Raw genomic sequence first — 15,922 nt, 5'->3', positions numbered from 1 at the left:
ATCGTCCCTCTCTCCGTCACTATACGGGGAGAGGATGCCGGCAGGCAGGTGAGGGGCAGCGCAAACGCTCGGAGAGGGTAAAGGGCAAATTCAGGCGGCCGGCGCCCTTTGCACCAGCATGTCGATGCCGAGCAGGTGGCGCACGTTCGGGCGCGCCGCCACCATGTCGGCGATCGTATAGCGCTCGAGCACGGCGAAGAACGCATTGAGCGCCTCGCGCAGCGCCGAATTCAGTGCGCAACTGTCGACCAGCGGACATTCGGCGGCGTCGTTCTCGAAGCATTCGGCCATGGCGAAGCTCTCTTCGGTCACGCGCACGACGTCGAACAGGGTGATCGATTCGGCCGGGCGGCCGAGCCTGACACCGCCGTTCCTGCCGCGCACCGTCTCGACCAGACCATGCTCGACCAAAGGCTGCAGGATCTTGAAAAGAAAAAGTTCAGACACCGAGTAGGCGGCCGCGATCTCCGGGATGCGGCTCAGCCGATCGGTATTCGCGGCGCAATACATCAGGATGCGCATGGCGTAGTTGGTCTGGCGTGTCAGCCGCATTTTGTCCTCACGAAGCAGTAGCTCAGCCCTAATATGGCCCATACCTTGGAATAATTCCAGACAAGCACCGCATAATAGATGAAGTTTTTTGTCAGGTTTGCGTGCGCGGTCGTGCAAGCGACGACCCTGATCTGGCGAGCATTCGGGTGGGCGGATTACTAAATTAAGTCCGCGAGATCGACCAGGAGCAGTTCATCCATGTCACAATCAGCACCGACTTTGGCATCCGTCCGGTTCGATGCCGACGCGGACGCCAAGCTTTCGGCGCTTCGTCGCCACCGTAGCGCTCGCGCTCTGCGTCCTCATTTTTGCCCTCGCCAAGTCTTTCGAGTGCCGCCATGCGTGGCTGGGTTTCGTCGCCGCCCTCGTTGCAGAGACCGTTTTGCAGAGACCGTATTGAATGTAAAAGGAGGGTGACAAATTAATGACAATTTTCGATATTCACGCGGAACCATCCCGGTGGCAAATCGTTGGACCAACCTTACGCGCTCCAGTCGCGTCGAGACAAAGCTCCAAGGAGTAGGGCCATGGCCTTGTTGAAGGGTGGCAATATCGTCACGGGGCTGGCGATTGGCATTGGAGCAGGTGTCATTGCCCCCATGCTTGCGCCTATCCTCAAACCATTTGCCAAATCGGCTATCAAGGCTGGATTGGTGGCTTACGATCAAGCACGAGTTGCCTTCGCCGAACTCAATGAGAGAACCGGCGACGTCATGGCCGAGGCTCGGGCTGAAGTGGAAGAAGCGCGTAAAGCCGCGGCTGAGCAACCGAAATCCGCGGACCAATCCTGACATCCACATGCGGCTGTCGAATTGAAGTCTTGGGGGTCGAGTCTTGGGAGGTTCGCGAGTCTTGGGAGGTTCGTTTGTACCTGTAAGAAGAATGGGGGCACCAACAAGGAGCAAGTTCAATGGCGATACTCGAAGACGCATTTAAAGGCGGCAACTTAGCAACGGGTCTGGCCTTCGGAGTTGGAGCGGCCTTCTTGGCCCCGCTTGCCGTATCCGTGCTGCGTCCTGTTTCGAAAGCGGTCCTCAAGGCCGGTCTGATTGCTTACGACCAAGGCCGAGTTGCCGTTGCTGAGATGAATGAAATGACGTCCGACTTGGTTGCTGAAGCCAGAACAGAGATGGCCGAAGCGACCAAGGAAACGGACAATGGAGGCAGCAGCGAAACCGGCGCGCGTCGCGCCCGTAAGAGCGAAGCTGCAGAAAAGTCTCCTAGCAGCTAAGCATCAATACTCGTCTGAAACGGGTCATGACCGGCGTGAGGGCTTTGCATCACGCCAGGCCATCCACTCGTTGCCTCAAAGGATTCCACCGCGGGCACAGTCGTTTTGCCCAGCAAGCTCTTGCGGTGGAGTTCGGTACAACAGTCAGCTCAAGGGTGCCGTGGGATGCATGCCGAGTCGGGGAATCCCGAGTCGTCCAATAGTCGCAGCGCCGTGTCCATTACCCGGATCCATACATCAGTCCCGGGTCGGGCCAGGCTGAAAATCGGCGGATTGCAAGGCTCAAGTTCAGTCAAGACTCTGCTGGAGCGGGGAGGCTACGCGGCGCCTGGCGTGTCCAGCATCACCGCCAGCGATCTGACCGGAAATGTCGTCGTCCAATTTGACGTGACGTCAGGCCTTGATTCCATCATCGACTATCTCGCAGCTTTATTGCGAGGTGAGATCATCGCACCGGGCGAGATGCCCGATGCCGGGCCGGAGTGGCATACGCTTTCGCCAAAACAATCGTGTTTCAAGCTGGAGGCTTCGGCAGACGCCGGTCTGCCGGGAGATGAAGCTCTGCGGCGGTTGGCAAGCACCGGCCCCAACATCCTCGAAAACATTCAGCCACGGTCGCGCGCGAGCATTCTTGCGGACCAATTTCAAAGCTTGCCGGTCGCGATGCTTCTTGGTGCCGCATCGGTCTCCATTCTCACCGGCGGCGCATTCGAAGCCGCCGTGATTCTCGCGGTAGTCGGCTTGAATGCCGTCATCGGCTACCAAACCGAAAGCCGTGCGGAACGGACGATCCAAAGTTTGGGAGCGAAGGGGCCCCAAACCGCCCAGATTATGCGCGAAGGCGTCATTGCCACTGTCCCAGTTCAGCAGATCGTTCCCGGGGACGTTCTTACGGTGCAACGGGGAGACGTTGTTCCGGCCGATGCGCGTCTGCTGAATGAGGAGGCTTTGACAATTAGTGAAGCCCTGCTGACGGGCGAAAGCGCACCCATTCAGAAGACTGTGGGTGCTATCGAACGGGTGAACTTGCCTCTTGGGTCCCGTTCAAACATGATCTATCGCGGAACGATCGTGACTGGAGGCGGCGGGCGCGCGGTCGTGGTCGCAACAGGTTCGCTCACGCAAGCGGGACGAATACAGCGGCTGGTCGGCGCAACCTTCGCCCCTGAAACGCCGCTTCAAATGGAGCTCAAGAACCTCGGACAGCGGCTCGGCTGGCTGACATTGGGCACTTGCGCAGTCCTTTTCTCTCTAGGCTGGCTGCGCGGCATCGGTCTTCTCCAGATGGCCCGCTCGGCGATGTCTGTTGCCGTCGCAGCAGTCCCTGAAGGTCTGCCGATGGTGGCGACGACCACCTTTGCTCTTGGCATCGAGAAACTGCGTCGTGAAGGTGTTCTGATCCGCAAGCTGGATGCTGTCGAGACGCTTGCGGCGGCGCGGGTCGTTTGCTTCGACAAGACGGGAACGCTGACCCTCGGCCACATCGATGTCGATACGATCAGGATTGGCGACAACGCCTACTCGATCAATGAGGATTGGGGCGCGCAGAACGCGTTGCGCCATCTGCTGGAAGTGTGCTGCCTGTGCAACGATGCCGAGATTGTTCAGACGGAGGAAGGATTGCGTTTGAACGGCTCGCCTACCGACGGCTGCCTCGTCCAGGCCGCTCTCGACCGTGGCGTGGACGTTACATCTCTGCGTAAGCGCTTTGCACGGATATCCGTGCAGCGCAGGAGCGAAACGTATCGCTTCATGGTGACGCAACATGCAATGGAAGATGGGACGCTGACCGCCATGAAAGGGAGCCCGAAGGAGGTCCTGGCGCGTTGCCGCATCGAAACCTTGCCGGACGGCACCGAGCGAGAACTCACTCCGGAACGGCGCGCCGCCATCGGGAAAGTAAATCTCGAAATGGCATCTCAGGCTCTTCGCGTACTGGGTGTCGCGCGTGGACAGGCCACAGGTTCCAAGCCGAATGGGCACAATGGTCGAGATCTTGCCTGGCTCGGGCTTGTTGGGATGGCGGATCAGGTGCGTCCGGGTACCAGCGAACTGCTGAGCCAGCTGCACGAGGCCGGCATTCAGACGATTATGCTCACGGGTGATCAGAAGGCAACGGCGGCTGCCGTTAGCGAGCTTATCGGGCTGAACGGTCGAGGCGAGGTGGAGATTGTCGATGGCGCGGACCTCGAAGACATGTCTTCGGGCGAGCTTGCCCAGACCGCTCGGCGCGCGCATGCGTTCAGTCGGGTCAGCCCGGCGCAAAAGCTGCAAATCGTTCGCTCCCTTCAGGAAGCAGGTGTAACCGTAGCAATGGTTGGTGACGGAGTGAATGACGGCCCTGCGTTGAAGGCTGCAGACGTGGGCGTTGCGATCGGCCAGCAGCAGAGCATGAATGCCGCGAGGGAAATCGCGGATGTCATCATCCACACCGGTAGTCTCGGCGGTCTTGCCACCGCCATCGAAACAGGCCGCACGACCCACCGCAACATTCGGAAGACCATTCGCTACCTGGTCAGCACTAACCTCAGCGAGGTGCTGCTGGTTCTGGCGGGTACTTCGGTCGGCATCGGAGCACCGCTCTCGCCGATGCAGCTCCTCTGGATAAACCTGATCTCGGACGTGCTGCCTGGCATCGGACTGGCGATGGAAGCGCCTGAACCCGACATTCTTCGGCAGGCACCGAAAGAAGACCACACGGCGATATTGCGGCGTGGTGAAATCGGGCGGCTTGCCGCTCAATCTGCGATCATAAGCGGTGGAGCGATGGCGGTGAGCCTTCTCGGCGCCACGCGCTATGGATTGGATTCTCCAATCACGAGGACCATGACTTTCGAAAGCCTGGTGATGGCCCAGCTTCTTCATGCCATCACATCGCGTTCCGATAGGCACAGCATCTTTGATCGCAGCCCGCGACCGCCCAATCGCGCGCTCTCCCTGATCATTGGGGGGTCGATGGCCGTTCAGGCCGGCTGCCTCTTAATACCGTTTTTCAGAAGGCTTCTCGGGATAGCACCGATCACCGGAACAGACGCCATCATTACCCTCGCCGGTGGAACTCTTCCCTTCCTGGCAATGGAATGGATGAAATCGCGACGTGATGCCGCCGACGGCGAGTTGGTCTGGACCCGTGCAAAGGAGCAAACGAACCTTCCGGCACCGGTGTAATTGCAGCCCCCGGCCTTACGCTGCGATCGGCATAGGTTCTTCGACTTGCTCATACGTTACAGTCGGCGATCGATGCGACTGAGGTCGCATCATGGTGCCGACAACCGCACGAAGCACCGGTTCGGCCAGGACCTCTGCCAGTTGGGCAGCAGGATGCCTCGCGAAGACGAGAGGCAGAAACTTTGCCAGCAGGAACACCAGGTCCAGTTCGCGCCCGCTCATGCCGTCAGCCCGACCGTTCGTCACGACGAGCGGATGAAGAGTCGATTCGACCGTCAGATACGGAATGCCGCGGCAGGCAGCCAACGGATCGACACTATTATCGTGCACGATCACCAGGCTTGCGGCCGTGGGATTGACGGTGACGCTGGATATGCCCTCCACGCCGAGAAGCTCTCGCTGCAGATTGGCGAAAAACGCGACCTGATAGCGCGCAGCGGGAATTTTGATCCGTAGACGGCCCGTTGTGCGGTGAACGACACGGGCGGTTTTTTGAACATGCATCTCGATTCGCTCACTTTCATGCCGCCAAGGCGACCATTCGCGAGCGAGATAGGAGATTTTCACAAAAGCTTGATGACAGTCGCAGGCTTTGCTGGGCGGCGCGATTTCTTAGGAAATCGCCCATGTTCCGAGATAGAGGAGGCATCCGACGAGCGCGCCTACAATGGTTCCATTCATGCGGATGTATTGGAGATCGCTCCCGACAACCAGTTCGAGGCGGTCCGATAGAGCTTTCGTGTCCCAGTTCCTGACGACGTCGCTGAAGAAGGAGCTGATCTCGCCGCGCCACGTGACGATATAAAGCGCCAAGCGTTCCAGCGCAGAGTCGAGGTGTTTCTGCATTGCCTCATCGGTCGCAAGCGCCTGTCCGAACAGGGAAAGCCCACGCTGAAGGCTGGCGCGCGTCTTCGACGAGGGCGTTTGCAAATCCTGTAGAGCAAGCTCTGACAGCTCGGTCCAGATTGAACCGAGCCATGCCTGAATGCCGGGATGCTCGAGCAAACGGTTTTTGGCTGCATTTATCTGCTCCCGCTGCTCGGGAGATGTTTGCAGGGTGTGAACAAGGTCCAATATTGCTTTCCGGAATTTCAGCCGCGCGTCACCTTCAGGCTCCTGCAGCTTGTGCAATACTTCGATCACACCTGAAATAAGCGCAGCAGCTATCCGGCGGTCTATGGCTTTCGGAATCCACCAGCGACTGCGTTCCTGCACAAGTTTTTCGATCTGGCCGCTGTTCTCCTGGAGTAATTTTTCGGCAACTTGGATGGCGCGGTCGAATACGACGTCGGCTTCTCCGCTGACCGTCAGCGCATGAAGAACGCGGCCGAGGACAGGCGTAAAGTCGGCTTGCCGAAGCTGCTCGCCAAGCGTGCGATGGGCGAAATTCAGCAGGTCGGGGCTTCCCGCAGATCGGATCAGGTATGGTAGTGCGTCGACAATCGTATCGGCGATCGCATCGGCACTGGAAGGAAGAGCAATCCAGGTGGCGAAGCGGTGTCCGACACCAACGCTGCGCAACTTGGCAAGGACAGTGTCCGCCGTGAGGAAATGCCGCTCTATGAAGCGCCCGAGCGTTGTGGCAATGCGATCCCTGCTGTTCGGGATGATAGCGGTATGCGGAATCGGGACACCTAAAGGGTGGCGAAACAGCGCCGTGACGGCAAACCAGTCCGCCAGCCCCCCGACCAGGCCAGCCTCGGCGCCTGACCGCAGCAGCAATGTGGCGAAGCCCGGATTATCAACCCAATGCGTGCTTACGACGATCGCTGCCATTGAGCCAAGGAGACCGTTGGCGAAGGCGCGGTTGCGACGCTGGCGCCGGATGGCGATTTGGTCGTCCCCGGCGCTCGCGTCAGTGGCTTGTTCGGAGATTGAAAGGGGAGAGGACGAATCTACCGGCATACCGAGACTCCTGTATAATCAGTGAGCAGAGTGCTCTGGTGCAAGACTCCTCGATATGCGAGGCTGAAGGCAATACAAAGGAGTGCGGCGAAAAGACCAGCTGGCATCGGGGGCGCAAACAGGGTTCCAACGAGCAGGCGAGTCATGCTTCCCAAAGCGACAGTCGAACACACCATGCCGGGGCGCCTTCGGGTGAAAGTTTCCGATTTCCGCGGCGACGTGTCCTATTTCCGCTCGGCGATCGAGAAGCTCTCGAACTATCCGGAGATTGCCGGTTTGAGGGCGAACCCGATGACCGGAAGCTTTATCATCGAGCACAAGACGGATTTGCCCTCGATTCGCAAAATTGCGGCCGACGGCGAAGTGTTCGACCTGCAGGAAACATTTTCGCCGCCGCCTCGCCGAGAGCCGCCCGTTCCGAGCGGAGACAAGGCGGACGACAGGAACCCCGCGTTGGAAGGGGGCAGAGCGACCATAATCGGCCTGTTGGGTGGTCTGGCCGCTTACCGGGCGACGCGAGGTTATGGATTGGGTCCCGCCACCGAAAACTTCTGGAATGCGTTCGGTGCGCTACGAATTCTCAAGAATCCATTTATTGCGCTCGTCTTTGGCGGCCTTGGAATTCTGCAATTGACAAGGGGCCGATGGGCGGGATCGGCATCATCCCTCCTCTTCTATGCGTTCGTCGTCAGGCAGCTGTCCGGCTCCAGCCCCGAAATGCAAGCCAGCCAATCGGACGAATCGAAATCCGAAGACCCTCTAGCGACTGACACGCCGCCGATCAGGTCAAGCGCTGGGACTTTGCCCAGCTCACCATGAACATCGACAGGGACCTGCAATATATCCGCTTCAACGGCATGGTCATCGGCGGCCTTGCCGGCGTCGTGCTCCATACTGTGGAACGGCTGTTCCTCGTCAACTGAGCCGCGATCTGTTGCGCGGCCGAATGGACCGTGAGGCTCCAGTGCCCTATGTTCTCTTCAGGTGCCGCATTCGCAGCGCCAGGGGAGAAGCCACCATGGCAAAGCAACCGGAATCCGACACCTTCATGGACATTTTCGCCAGGTTCGGCCGCGACCTGAAGCTGCCGAACGTCGATGTCGAGGCGATCCTCAACCATCATCGCAAGAACCTCGAGGCACTGGAAAAATCGGCCAGGGCGAGTGCCGCCGGAGCGTCGTCGCTGCTCTCCAGGCAGCGCGAGATGCTGCAGGACACGCTGCACGAGATCGCCGACATGGCGCAGAGCTACAGGGCGCCGGGCGATCCTCGGGAGTTGATGGCCAAGCAAGCGGCGTTCGCCAGGAAATCCTTCGAGACCGCATTGAAGAATGCCGGCGAGGTGGCCGAACTGGCCAGGAAATCCGGGACCGAATCGGTCGAGATCCTGCGCGAGCGTATCAAGGAGGCGATGGCGGAAATCCGCAGCAGCTACGATAAGAAGTAGGCTGTTCCCAAGCCAAAGCAGGCGGACTTTTCTCCCGTCATGTCCGGCTGCTGAAAGCCGTATTGTTGGTCTTTGGCCCCGGCGAGGCGCACAAAGTTTCTCTTGCTCGGATGAACCTGTTTCCGGCGCTGGACACAGGCATCCGGCCGAGGATACCGCAGCGGAACGCGCGGAGCGAATTGACAGAGGCGGCCGGTTCGTGGTCCGGAGGCAGGGCAAGCGATCGGGAAAGCAGGAATGACGCAAACACGGCTGAGGACGCCGCCGACCTACGAACAGCTCAGGACGATGACAGGGCAGGAGCTTGGCGTGTCGGAGTGGACGACGGTTGACCAGAGCCGCATCGACCAGTTCGCCGAATGCACGGGCGACCGCCAATGGATCCATGTCGATCCAGAGCGGGCGAAGCGGCAGAGCCCGTTCCGCGCCACCATCGCGCATGGCTATCTAACGCTGTCGATCATCGGCGCGCTGGCGCTCGACATGGGCATCGTGCCCGAAAACACGCAAGCCGTCTTCAACTATGGCTTCGACAAAGTGCGGTTCCTGGCCCCGGTCAGGGCCGGCGCGCGCATCAGGCTGCGCATCACGCTTTTGTCCATGGAGGACAAAGGTCCCGGCCAGTATCTGATGAAGGCGGCCAATATCGTCGAGATCGAAGGTGAGCAGAAGCCGGCGCTGACCGCCGAAACGCTCGTTATGCTCTATGAGCGCCGGAGGCGGGCAAGGGCCTGAGGGGCGAAGCGCCAGGGCCTGCATCTTCGTGACAGCGAAAATCATCGCGACATTGCCTCTTCAAGCGTCCTGAAGATTCTCTCGTCTGCCGACTGCGCGGCGTTGAAGCGCAGGAAACGGCTGGCAGTTTGGGACAGGCTGAACGCATTGCCGGGCGCCAGCACGACATTGGCCGACAAGGCGCGGCGGGCTGTTTCCGCTGCATCCACGCCTTCCGGCAGGCTGCACCATAAGAACATGCCGGCGGGCTGGTCGATCCACGGCGTCACGCCGATCGTCTTCAGGCGGGTTCTTGTCTCAGCCATGGCGCGTGAAAGCCGCGTGCGCAGCAAATCCACGTGCTTGCGATAGCTGCCGTCCTTCAGCAGCGTCAGCACCAGTTCGGAGGCAAGCCTGCCGCTGCCGAAGGACGTGGCGATCTTGAGGTCGGTCAGCCCCTCCATCCAGTCGCGCGGAGCCGCGATGAAGCCGCAGCGCACCGACGCCGAAAGCGTCTTGGAGAAGCTGCCGATATGGACGACGCGACCAAGACCGTCGAACGCCGCCAGCCTGGGCGCGGGCGTGTGTTCGAAGTCGGCAAAGATATCGTCTTCGATGATCGTCAGATCCGATTGGTCGGCGAGCTTGAGCAATCGATGGGCGACGACCGGCGACAGAATTGCACCCGTTGGATTGTGAAGTGCGGAATTGGTGATGTAGAGGCGCGGCCGGTGCTCGATCAGCGCCTGCCCAAACAGCTCGATATCCGGTCCCGACGGCGTATAGGGAACGCCGACCACCTTGGCCCGGTGAGCGCGCAGCAGGGCATGGAAGTTGAAATAGCAGGGATCGTCCACCAGCACCGTGTCGCCCGGCTCGAGCAGGAACCGGCAGAGGAGGTCGATGGCCTGGGTGCCCGATTCCGTCAGCATGATCTGGTCGGGAGATGCCTCGATGCCGTGCTCTGCCATGCGCCGTGCGAGCAGATGACGCAGCGGCGGCAGCCCGAGCGGGGTGCCGTAATCCGTCAGCGTGACATCATCGCCGCGTGCCATTGTCCGCAGGGCCCGGCGCAATCCAGCCTCGGGCATCCAGGAGGCAGGCAGCCAGCCGCAGCCGGGTTTGAGCACGCCGTCGCCGGCTTCTAGCGATTGGCGCGAAACCCAGAGCGGATCGACAGCTCGATCAAGCCTGGGGCCGATCTCGGCCAGCGACAAAGGAGCCAGCGGTCCGGCGGCATAAAAGCCCGAACCTGGACGCGAGCGGATGATGCCTTCCGCCGCAAGCCGCTCATAGGCTTCGACCACGGTGGATTTCGAAACCTGCATGGTTTTCGCAAAAGCCCGGATCGAAGGCAGCCGGGTTCCCGGTGTCAGGCTGCGTGCGGCGATCCTGTGCCTGATCGTCGCCATGACGCTTTCGACAAGCGTCCCGCTGCCCTCATTTGCCGTCGCCTGCTCGTCCATCCGTACTGCTCAATCTACCATAACAGTTTTATCAAACTGTACCTCATTGTCCCTGGTGGCGCCACATGTCCGGCCCGATAGAGGGCGAGAACATCAGGAGCGTGCGATGGATAAGACGGCGGGCGGCTGGATCAACGGATTCGTAGGCGTGCTGATTTTCAGCGGATCGCTTCCGGCAACGCGCGTCGCGGTGATGGATTTCGATCCGACGTTCCTAACCGTCGCCCGTGCTGCCACGGCAGGCATTCTGGGCCTCGCGCTCCTGCTCGCTTTTCGCCAGAAGCGTCCGGAGCGGCGCGATCTGCTGTCGCTGGCCATCGTGGCGCTTGGCGTCGTGGTCGGCTTTCCGCTGCTGACCGCGCTGGCGCTCAAGCACATCACCTCGGCCCATTCCATCATCTTCGTCGGCCTGTTGCCGCTGGCGACCGCAATCTTCGGCGTCATTCGCGGCGGCGATCGCCCCAAACCGGCTTTCTGGCTGTTTTCATGCCTTGGCAGCGCCCTTGTTGCCGGTTTTGCAGTGACGCAAGGTGTGGCGGCCGCGCCGCTTGGCGACATGCTGATGCTGGCCGCCATTATCCTGTGCGGACTGGGCTATGCGGAAGGCGCCACGCTGTCCCGCAAACTCGGCGGCTGGCAGGTGATCTCATGGGCGCTGGTGTTGTCGCTGCCGGTCATGCTGGCCCTGACGCTCATCACCATGCCACCGTCGCTCGAACCCGTCGGCAACGCCGCCTGGATCGGCCTGGCCTATGTCTCGCTGTTCAGCATGCTGATCGGTTTTGTGTTCTGGTATCGCGGGCTGGCGCAAGGCGGCATCGCTGCGGTCGGGCAGTTGCAGCTTCTCCAGCCGTTCTTCGGCCTTGGGCTGGCGGCAACGCTGCTGCATGAGCCGGTCAGTCCCGCCATGATTGCCGTCACCGCTGCCGTCGTGCTTTGCGTGGTCGGTGCGAAGAGATATGCGAGATAGGCGCCGGCCCTTCTTCCTTCTCCCCTTGTGGGAGAAGGTGGATTGGCGCGCAGCGGGTGCTGGCCGGAACGCGCTCGTGCCAAGCTGGAACACCCCTCATCCGACCGCTTCGCGGCCACCTTCTCCCACAAGGGGAGAAGGGAGAGCCGACTTGGCTAGAACTTGGTCACCACGCCAATGCCGATGCCTTCGAAGCCGCCCATCGCCATTAGTGCGGCTGGCGCCTCTTCGAGGCTGATTTTCTTGCCGACCAGCAGTTCGGGTTTGAGTTTGCCGGTGCGGATCATCTCCATCATCGCCTGGTAGCGGTGGGCCTGCATGCCGTGGCTGCCGCGGATTTCGAGCTCGAAGGCGATCACCTTGTCCATCGGTATCTGCGGCCTGGCGTGATCGCCGAGCATCAGGCCGACCTGCACATGGCGGCCGCGCCGGCGCAGATTCGCGATCGAGTTGAACGAGGTGGTGGGGTGGCCGAGCGCGTCCATCGACATATGCGCGCCGCCATTGGTGATCTGCTTGACCGCCTTGACCACGTTCGGCGTCTTGGCCGCGTTGATGGTCGCCACCGCGCCGATCTTGCTGGCGAAGTCCAGCTTCTCGTCGGTCAGGTCGATGGCAATCACGTTGGCGCCCATGGCGCTGGCGATCATGATCGCCGACAGGCCGACGCCGCCGCAGCCATGCACGGCCACCCATTCGCCGGGCGTCACCCGGCCCTGGTCGACAATGGCGCGGAACGAGGTGACGAAGCGGCAGCCAAGGCTGGCGGCGGTGGCGAATTCCATCTCGTCCGGCAAGCGGACCAGATTGGTGTCGGCATGGTCGATGGCGACAAATTCGGCGAACGAGCCCCAGCCGGTGAAGCCGGGCTGGGACTGGTGTTCGCAGACCTGATGGTTGCCGGAGCTGCATTCGAAGCAACGGCCGCAGCCGACGGCGAACGGCACAGTGACACGCTCGCCGGCCTTCCAGCGGGTCACCTGCTTGCCGGCGGCCACGACGACGCCGGCAAGCTCGTGGCCAGGCACATGCGGCAGGCGGATACCATCGTCATGGCCCATCCAGCCATGCCAGTCGCTGCGGCAGAGCCCGGTCGCCTCGACCTTGATGACAACGCCGCCCAGTGCCGGCTCCGGATCGGCAACGGTCTGGATCGTCGGCACCTCGCCGAACTTTTCGAAGACGACGGCTTTCATCGGCAATTCCTCATGCTTTTGTCCAACTTGCTCTATTCGGCATCGATCTGGTTCTCGGGTGCTGCCTTTTGGAAGGCCGGCAGCGCCATGCAGGCGGCGTGGATGCGTGTGATCGTCGGGTAGGGCGCCATGTCGACGCCGAACCGGGCGTTGCTGGTGACCTGTGCGACCAGGCAGATGTCGGCCAGTCCCGGCGCTTCGCCATGGCAGAATGTCTTTGTTTCGGGGGAGGAAGCCAGAATCTTTTCAAGCGGCTGGAAACCTTCGTTCACCCAGTGCCGGAACCAGTTGGCGACGTCCTCGTCGCCGGCGCCGAACAGCGTGCGCAGTGAGGTCAGCACGCGCAGATTGTTCACCGGATGAATGTCGCAGGCGATCATCTGCGCCAGCATCCTGACGCGGGCCCGGCCAAGTGCGTCCTGCGGCAAAAGCGGCGGTTCGGGCCTGGTCTCGTCGAGAAATTCGATGATCGCCAGCGATTGCGTCAGCAGCGTACCGTCGCCCAGGATCAGCGCCGGCACCAGTCCTTGCGGATTGACTGAGAGATAGGCGGGCTCGAGATGCTCGCCGTGGCGCAGATGATGCGGCACATATTGGTAGGTCAGGCCCTTCATCTCCAGCGCGATCCGCACCCGGTAGGAGGTGGAGGAGCGGTAGTAGTTATGAAGGACGAGGTCGCTCATTGCGGCACATTCGGCCGATTTGGACGACCGGGCAAGGCATGGATGTACTATTTGCCAATAATCTGGCCATGGTTGCTGGGCTATTCTATCCTGCCTGAACCGAAACGAACGCCAATGACCGCAGTCAACGATAGCGCTAGGTTTCTAATCATCGACGACCACCCGCTGTTTCGCGAGGCGCTGCACAGCGCTGTGCAAATGGCCTATCCGGACGTCGATACTGTCGAGGCACGTTCGATCACCGAGGCATTTGAGCTTCTGGCGGATGCGAAGCCATTCGATCTCGCGCTGCTCGACCTCAGCATGCCTGATGTGCATGGCTTCGACGGGCTGCTGCAGCTTCGGACCCGCTATCCGCGCCTGCCGGTGGTCATCGTTTCGGGGCATGAGGAGCCCAAGATCATTTCCGAGGCGCTGTCCTACGGCGCGGCCGGCTTCATCCCGAAATCGGCGCGCAAGAGCGACCTGGCCGCCGCCATCCGCTCGGTGATGGAAGGTGCGATCTACGTGCCTGAAACCTATGAAGGCCAGCCGCCCGACGCCGACAGCACCGACCGCGCCGAGATGGTGCAGCGGCTTGCCAAACTGACGCCGCAGCAATTGCGGGTGCTGCAGATGCTGCGCCAGGGCCTGCTCAACAAGCAGATCGCCTACGAGTTGCAGGTCGGCGAAACCACCGTCAAGGCGCATGTCTCCGAGATCCTGCGCAAGCTCAACGTCTACAGCCGGACGCAAGCCGTCATCGAGGTTTCCAAGCTCGACAGCGCCGAGCTGTTTCGCGGCCAGGCGGGGTTTTAGCGGCGGCTGCGACAGTGCATTCGGAGTTTGAGATGACGCGGGAATTTTATGGGGCGACAGGGGAGGCCCAGCGCTCAATAAACAAACTCTTGTCGCTTCCGGCTTCTGGCCGGGAGCAGGATTGGGAGATCGAGTTTGCCGATCCTAATCGCATCGAGGAAATGCTGAAAGCTGCCTCAATTAGCCGTCTGAATTATGATGAGAAGTGTGCCTTGGCTTTGCTGACGATCGCCTCGATCGAGGAAATGGTCGAAGCAGGCGAAGCCAATCCCAAAATTCTCAAGTACGCTAAAGCTGTCCTTAGGCAGGATGATGATGTTCGAGAGGCAATGATTTTTTATTGGATTGGTCAAAGTCGCGCGTCGGATCAGATGACTGTTAGAGAAATACTTCTCACTTAGTCCCATTTCCTTGTCGCTCGCGGTCGTCTGCCGTGTCGTTGACATCAAGCCAGGAGATGCGCCAGCAGTGCGCGCAGTTGCGCCGGTTTCAGCGGCTTGCGCATCAGCTCGATGCCGGCCGCGCGGGCGGCTTTGGCGACGGTCTCCGAACCGTCGGCAGTGACGATCAGCGCCGGCACGGCACGGCTGAGATACTCGCGGACCTCGGCGATGGTCGTGGTGCCGAGGTCGCCGCCGTCGAGATGCTGGTCGGCGATGACGATGTCCGGCACCCAGTCCGTATCGCCAAGCATCTCGAGCGCAGCATCGGTCGAGGTGGCGGGGCGCACCAGGCATTGCCAGCGCTCGAGCAGGGATGTCATCGCCTGCAGCACCTCGACGTCGTTCTCGACCAGCAGCACCTTTGTGCCGAACAGACCGTAGCCGCGCGGCCGCTCCATGTCGGCGCTGCTGGCAATGGCATCGACGCTGGCGCCGATCCCGACCGGAACGTCGATGTGGAAAATCGTGCCGTGCCCGACCTTCGACGAAAACGTCACGGGATGTCCGAGTGCGGCGGCGATGCGGCGCACGATGGCCAGGCCCAGTCCCAGCCCGGCGCCGGCAAGCCCGGCATCGGTGGGGATCGTGCCGCGGTGGAATTCCTCGAACACCGCCTCGCGCTGGTCGTCGGGGATACCGCAGCCGGTATCGGCGACATCGATGCGGATCGTGTCGCCGCGATGCCTGGTGCCAACCAGCACGCCACCGGAGCGGGTGTAGCGCAGCGCGTTGGAAAGGATGTTCTGCAGGATGCGGCGCAGCAAGGTGCGGTCCGAACGCACGACGGCGTTGACCGGCCGGAATTTTAGCGTCAGGCCCTTCAACTCGGCGACCGGCAGGAAATCCGAGCGCAGCGACGAAAACAGCATCTCCAGGCTGACGTCGCCGATATCGGGCTGCACGACGCCGGCGTCGAGCTTGGAGATGTCGAGCAGGGTGCGGAGCAGATCCTCCATCGTCTCCAGCGACCGCTCGACCTGCCGGACCAGTTTTTTGCCTTCGTCGCTGGTCTGCACTTCAGCCAACGCCGAGACGGAGAGATGCGCGGCGTTCAGCGGTTGCAACACGTCGTGGCTGGCGGCTGCCAGGAACCTTGTCTTGGACAGGTTCGCCAGTTCGGCGTTTTCCTTGGCCGCGCTCAAATCGATGTTGGATTGTTCCAATCTACGCAGTGTCGAGTGCAGTTCCTCGGTGCGCGTACGCACTCGATTCTCGAGCGAAATCGCGGTCTGGAACAGCGAGAACGCGTTGCCTTGCTGATCCATCGATCGCTCGACGCGGCTGACAAGGGCTGCGTTGATCTTCTTCAGCTTCTCCAGGTCATTGATGTCCCTGAGCGGCATAAAACC

Annotated in this window: 16 protein-coding genes and 1 pseudogene; 10 read left to right on the top strand and 7 right to left on the bottom strand. The window is 61.1% G+C overall.

Translation table 11 applies throughout. The features are described from left to right. Nucleotides 1–90: 90 nt before the first annotated feature. Nucleotides 91–552: an iron-responsive transcriptional regulator RirA gene (rirA, locus tag AC0L14_RS04685; protein ID WP_027156154.1), complete on the bottom strand. Its 462-nt coding sequence runs from the start codon at nt 550–552 to the stop codon at nt 91–93. A 527-nt stretch (nt 553–1,079) separates the two neighbouring features. Here rirA and AC0L14_RS04680 point away from each other — a divergent pair. From AC0L14_RS04680 to AC0L14_RS04670, 3 genes are all read left to right on the top strand, one after another. Continuing rightward, nucleotides 1,080–1,343, top strand: a complete 264-nt coding sequence (locus AC0L14_RS04680; RefSeq protein ID WP_095494486.1) for a DUF5132 domain-containing protein — start codon at nt 1,080–1,082, stop codon at nt 1,341–1,343. A 119-nt stretch (nt 1,344–1,462) separates the two neighbouring features. Then, nucleotides 1,463–1,783: a DUF5132 domain-containing protein gene (locus tag AC0L14_RS04675; protein ID WP_473486516.1), complete on the top strand. Its 321-nt coding sequence runs from the start codon at nt 1,463–1,465 to the stop codon at nt 1,781–1,783. A gap of 333 nt (nt 1,784–2,116) precedes the next feature. Beyond that, entirely contained in the window at nt 2,117–4,951 is a 2,835-nt protein-coding gene (locus tag AC0L14_RS04670) for a cation-translocating P-type ATPase (protein ID WP_473527638.1), read from the top strand. 15 nt (nt 4,952–4,966) lie between these two features. Here the strand turns inward: AC0L14_RS04670 and AC0L14_RS04665 are convergent, their stop codons facing one another. Both AC0L14_RS04665 and AC0L14_RS04660 read right to left on the bottom strand, forming a co-directional pair. Further along, entirely contained in the window at nt 4,967–5,518 is a 552-nt protein-coding gene (locus AC0L14_RS04665) for an HMA2 domain-containing protein (RefSeq protein WP_473527637.1), read from the bottom strand. A 45-nt stretch (nt 5,519–5,563) separates the two neighbouring features. Then, complete coding sequence (locus AC0L14_RS04660) at nt 5,564–6,856, bottom strand: DUF445 domain-containing protein (protein ID WP_473486513.1); 1,293 nt, start codon at nt 6,854–6,856, stop codon at nt 5,564–5,566. Nucleotides 6,857–7,000: 144 nt separating this feature from the next. Here AC0L14_RS04660 and AC0L14_RS04655 point away from each other — a divergent pair, with 144 nt between their 5' ends. The 4 genes and pseudogenes from AC0L14_RS04655 to AC0L14_RS04640 all read left to right on the top strand — a co-directional run bounded on the left by AC0L14_RS04655 (nt 7,001) and on the right by AC0L14_RS04640 (nt 9,038). Then, nucleotides 7,001–7,675 (top strand): hypothetical protein, encoded by a 675-nt coding sequence (locus AC0L14_RS04655; RefSeq protein ID WP_473527636.1) that lies wholly within the window; start codon nt 7,001–7,003, stop codon nt 7,673–7,675. Then, nucleotides 7,633–7,779: pseudogene (locus AC0L14_RS04650) on the top strand (DUF445 family protein); the annotation flags it as partial. The gene AC0L14_RS04655 and the pseudogene AC0L14_RS04650, both read left to right, overlap by 43 nt. Before the next feature lie 95 nt (nt 7,780–7,874). Further along, nucleotides 7,875–8,303, top strand: coding sequence for a phasin family protein (locus AC0L14_RS04645; protein ID WP_473490018.1), 429 nt, complete (start codon nt 7,875–7,877; stop codon nt 8,301–8,303). Nucleotides 8,304–8,540: 237 nt separating this feature from the next. Further along, entirely contained in the window at nt 8,541–9,038 is a 498-nt protein-coding gene (locus AC0L14_RS04640) for a MaoC family dehydratase (protein ID WP_473490019.1), read from the top strand. 41 nt (nt 9,039–9,079) lie between these two features. Here the strand turns inward: AC0L14_RS04640 and AC0L14_RS04635 are convergent, their stop codons facing one another. Then, entirely contained in the window at nt 9,080–10,483 is a 1,404-nt protein-coding gene (locus AC0L14_RS04635; protein WP_473748771.1) for an aminotransferase-like domain-containing protein, read from the bottom strand. A 106-nt stretch (nt 10,484–10,589) separates the two neighbouring features. Here AC0L14_RS04635 and AC0L14_RS04630 point away from each other — a divergent pair, with 106 nt between their 5' ends. After that, on the top strand, nt 10,590–11,453 hold the full coding sequence (locus tag AC0L14_RS04630) for a DMT family transporter (RefSeq protein ID WP_473527635.1): 864 nt from the start codon (nt 10,590–10,592) through the stop codon (nt 11,451–11,453). 155 nt (nt 11,454–11,608) lie between these two features. Here AC0L14_RS04630 and AC0L14_RS04625 read toward each other — a convergent pair whose 3' ends face one another. Both AC0L14_RS04625 and maiA read right to left on the bottom strand, forming a co-directional pair. Next, nucleotides 11,609–12,649 (bottom strand): zinc-dependent alcohol dehydrogenase family protein, encoded by a 1,041-nt coding sequence (locus AC0L14_RS04625; RefSeq protein WP_473489216.1) that lies wholly within the window; start codon nt 12,647–12,649, stop codon nt 11,609–11,611. Nucleotides 12,650–12,681: 32 nt separating this feature from the next. Then, the gene (maiA, locus tag AC0L14_RS04620) at nt 12,682–13,332 is read right to left on the bottom strand and encodes a maleylacetoacetate isomerase (protein ID WP_473489217.1); all 651 of its coding nucleotides are present in this window, start codon (nt 13,330–13,332) and stop codon (nt 12,682–12,684) included. Nucleotides 13,333–13,446: 114 nt separating this feature from the next. Here maiA and AC0L14_RS04615 point away from each other — a divergent pair, with 114 nt between their 5' ends. Both AC0L14_RS04615 and AC0L14_RS04610 read left to right on the top strand, forming a co-directional pair. Then, nucleotides 13,447–14,130 carry a response regulator gene (locus tag AC0L14_RS04615; RefSeq protein WP_029353323.1) on the top strand — a complete coding sequence of 228 codons (684 nt, stop codon included), beginning with the start codon at nt 13,447–13,449 and terminating at the stop codon, nt 14,128–14,130. A gap of 32 nt (nt 14,131–14,162) precedes the next feature. Further along, on the top strand, nt 14,163–14,531 hold the full coding sequence (locus AC0L14_RS04610) for a hypothetical protein (RefSeq protein ID WP_473527633.1): 369 nt from the start codon (nt 14,163–14,165) through the stop codon (nt 14,529–14,531). Nucleotides 14,532–14,575: 44 nt separating this feature from the next. Here AC0L14_RS04610 and AC0L14_RS04605 read toward each other — a convergent pair whose 3' ends face one another. Then, the gene (locus AC0L14_RS04605; RefSeq protein ID WP_473527632.1) at nt 14,576–15,916 is read right to left on the bottom strand and encodes an ATP-binding response regulator; all 1,341 of its coding nucleotides are present in this window, start codon (nt 15,914–15,916) and stop codon (nt 14,576–14,578) included. Nucleotides 15,917–15,922 lie beyond the last annotated feature (6 nt).

Source organism: Mesorhizobium sp. WSM4841 (assembly GCF_055811515.1).
The sequence above is the reverse complement of the archived record's forward strand: the minus strand, read 5'-3'. Positions and strand labels throughout refer to the sequence as shown.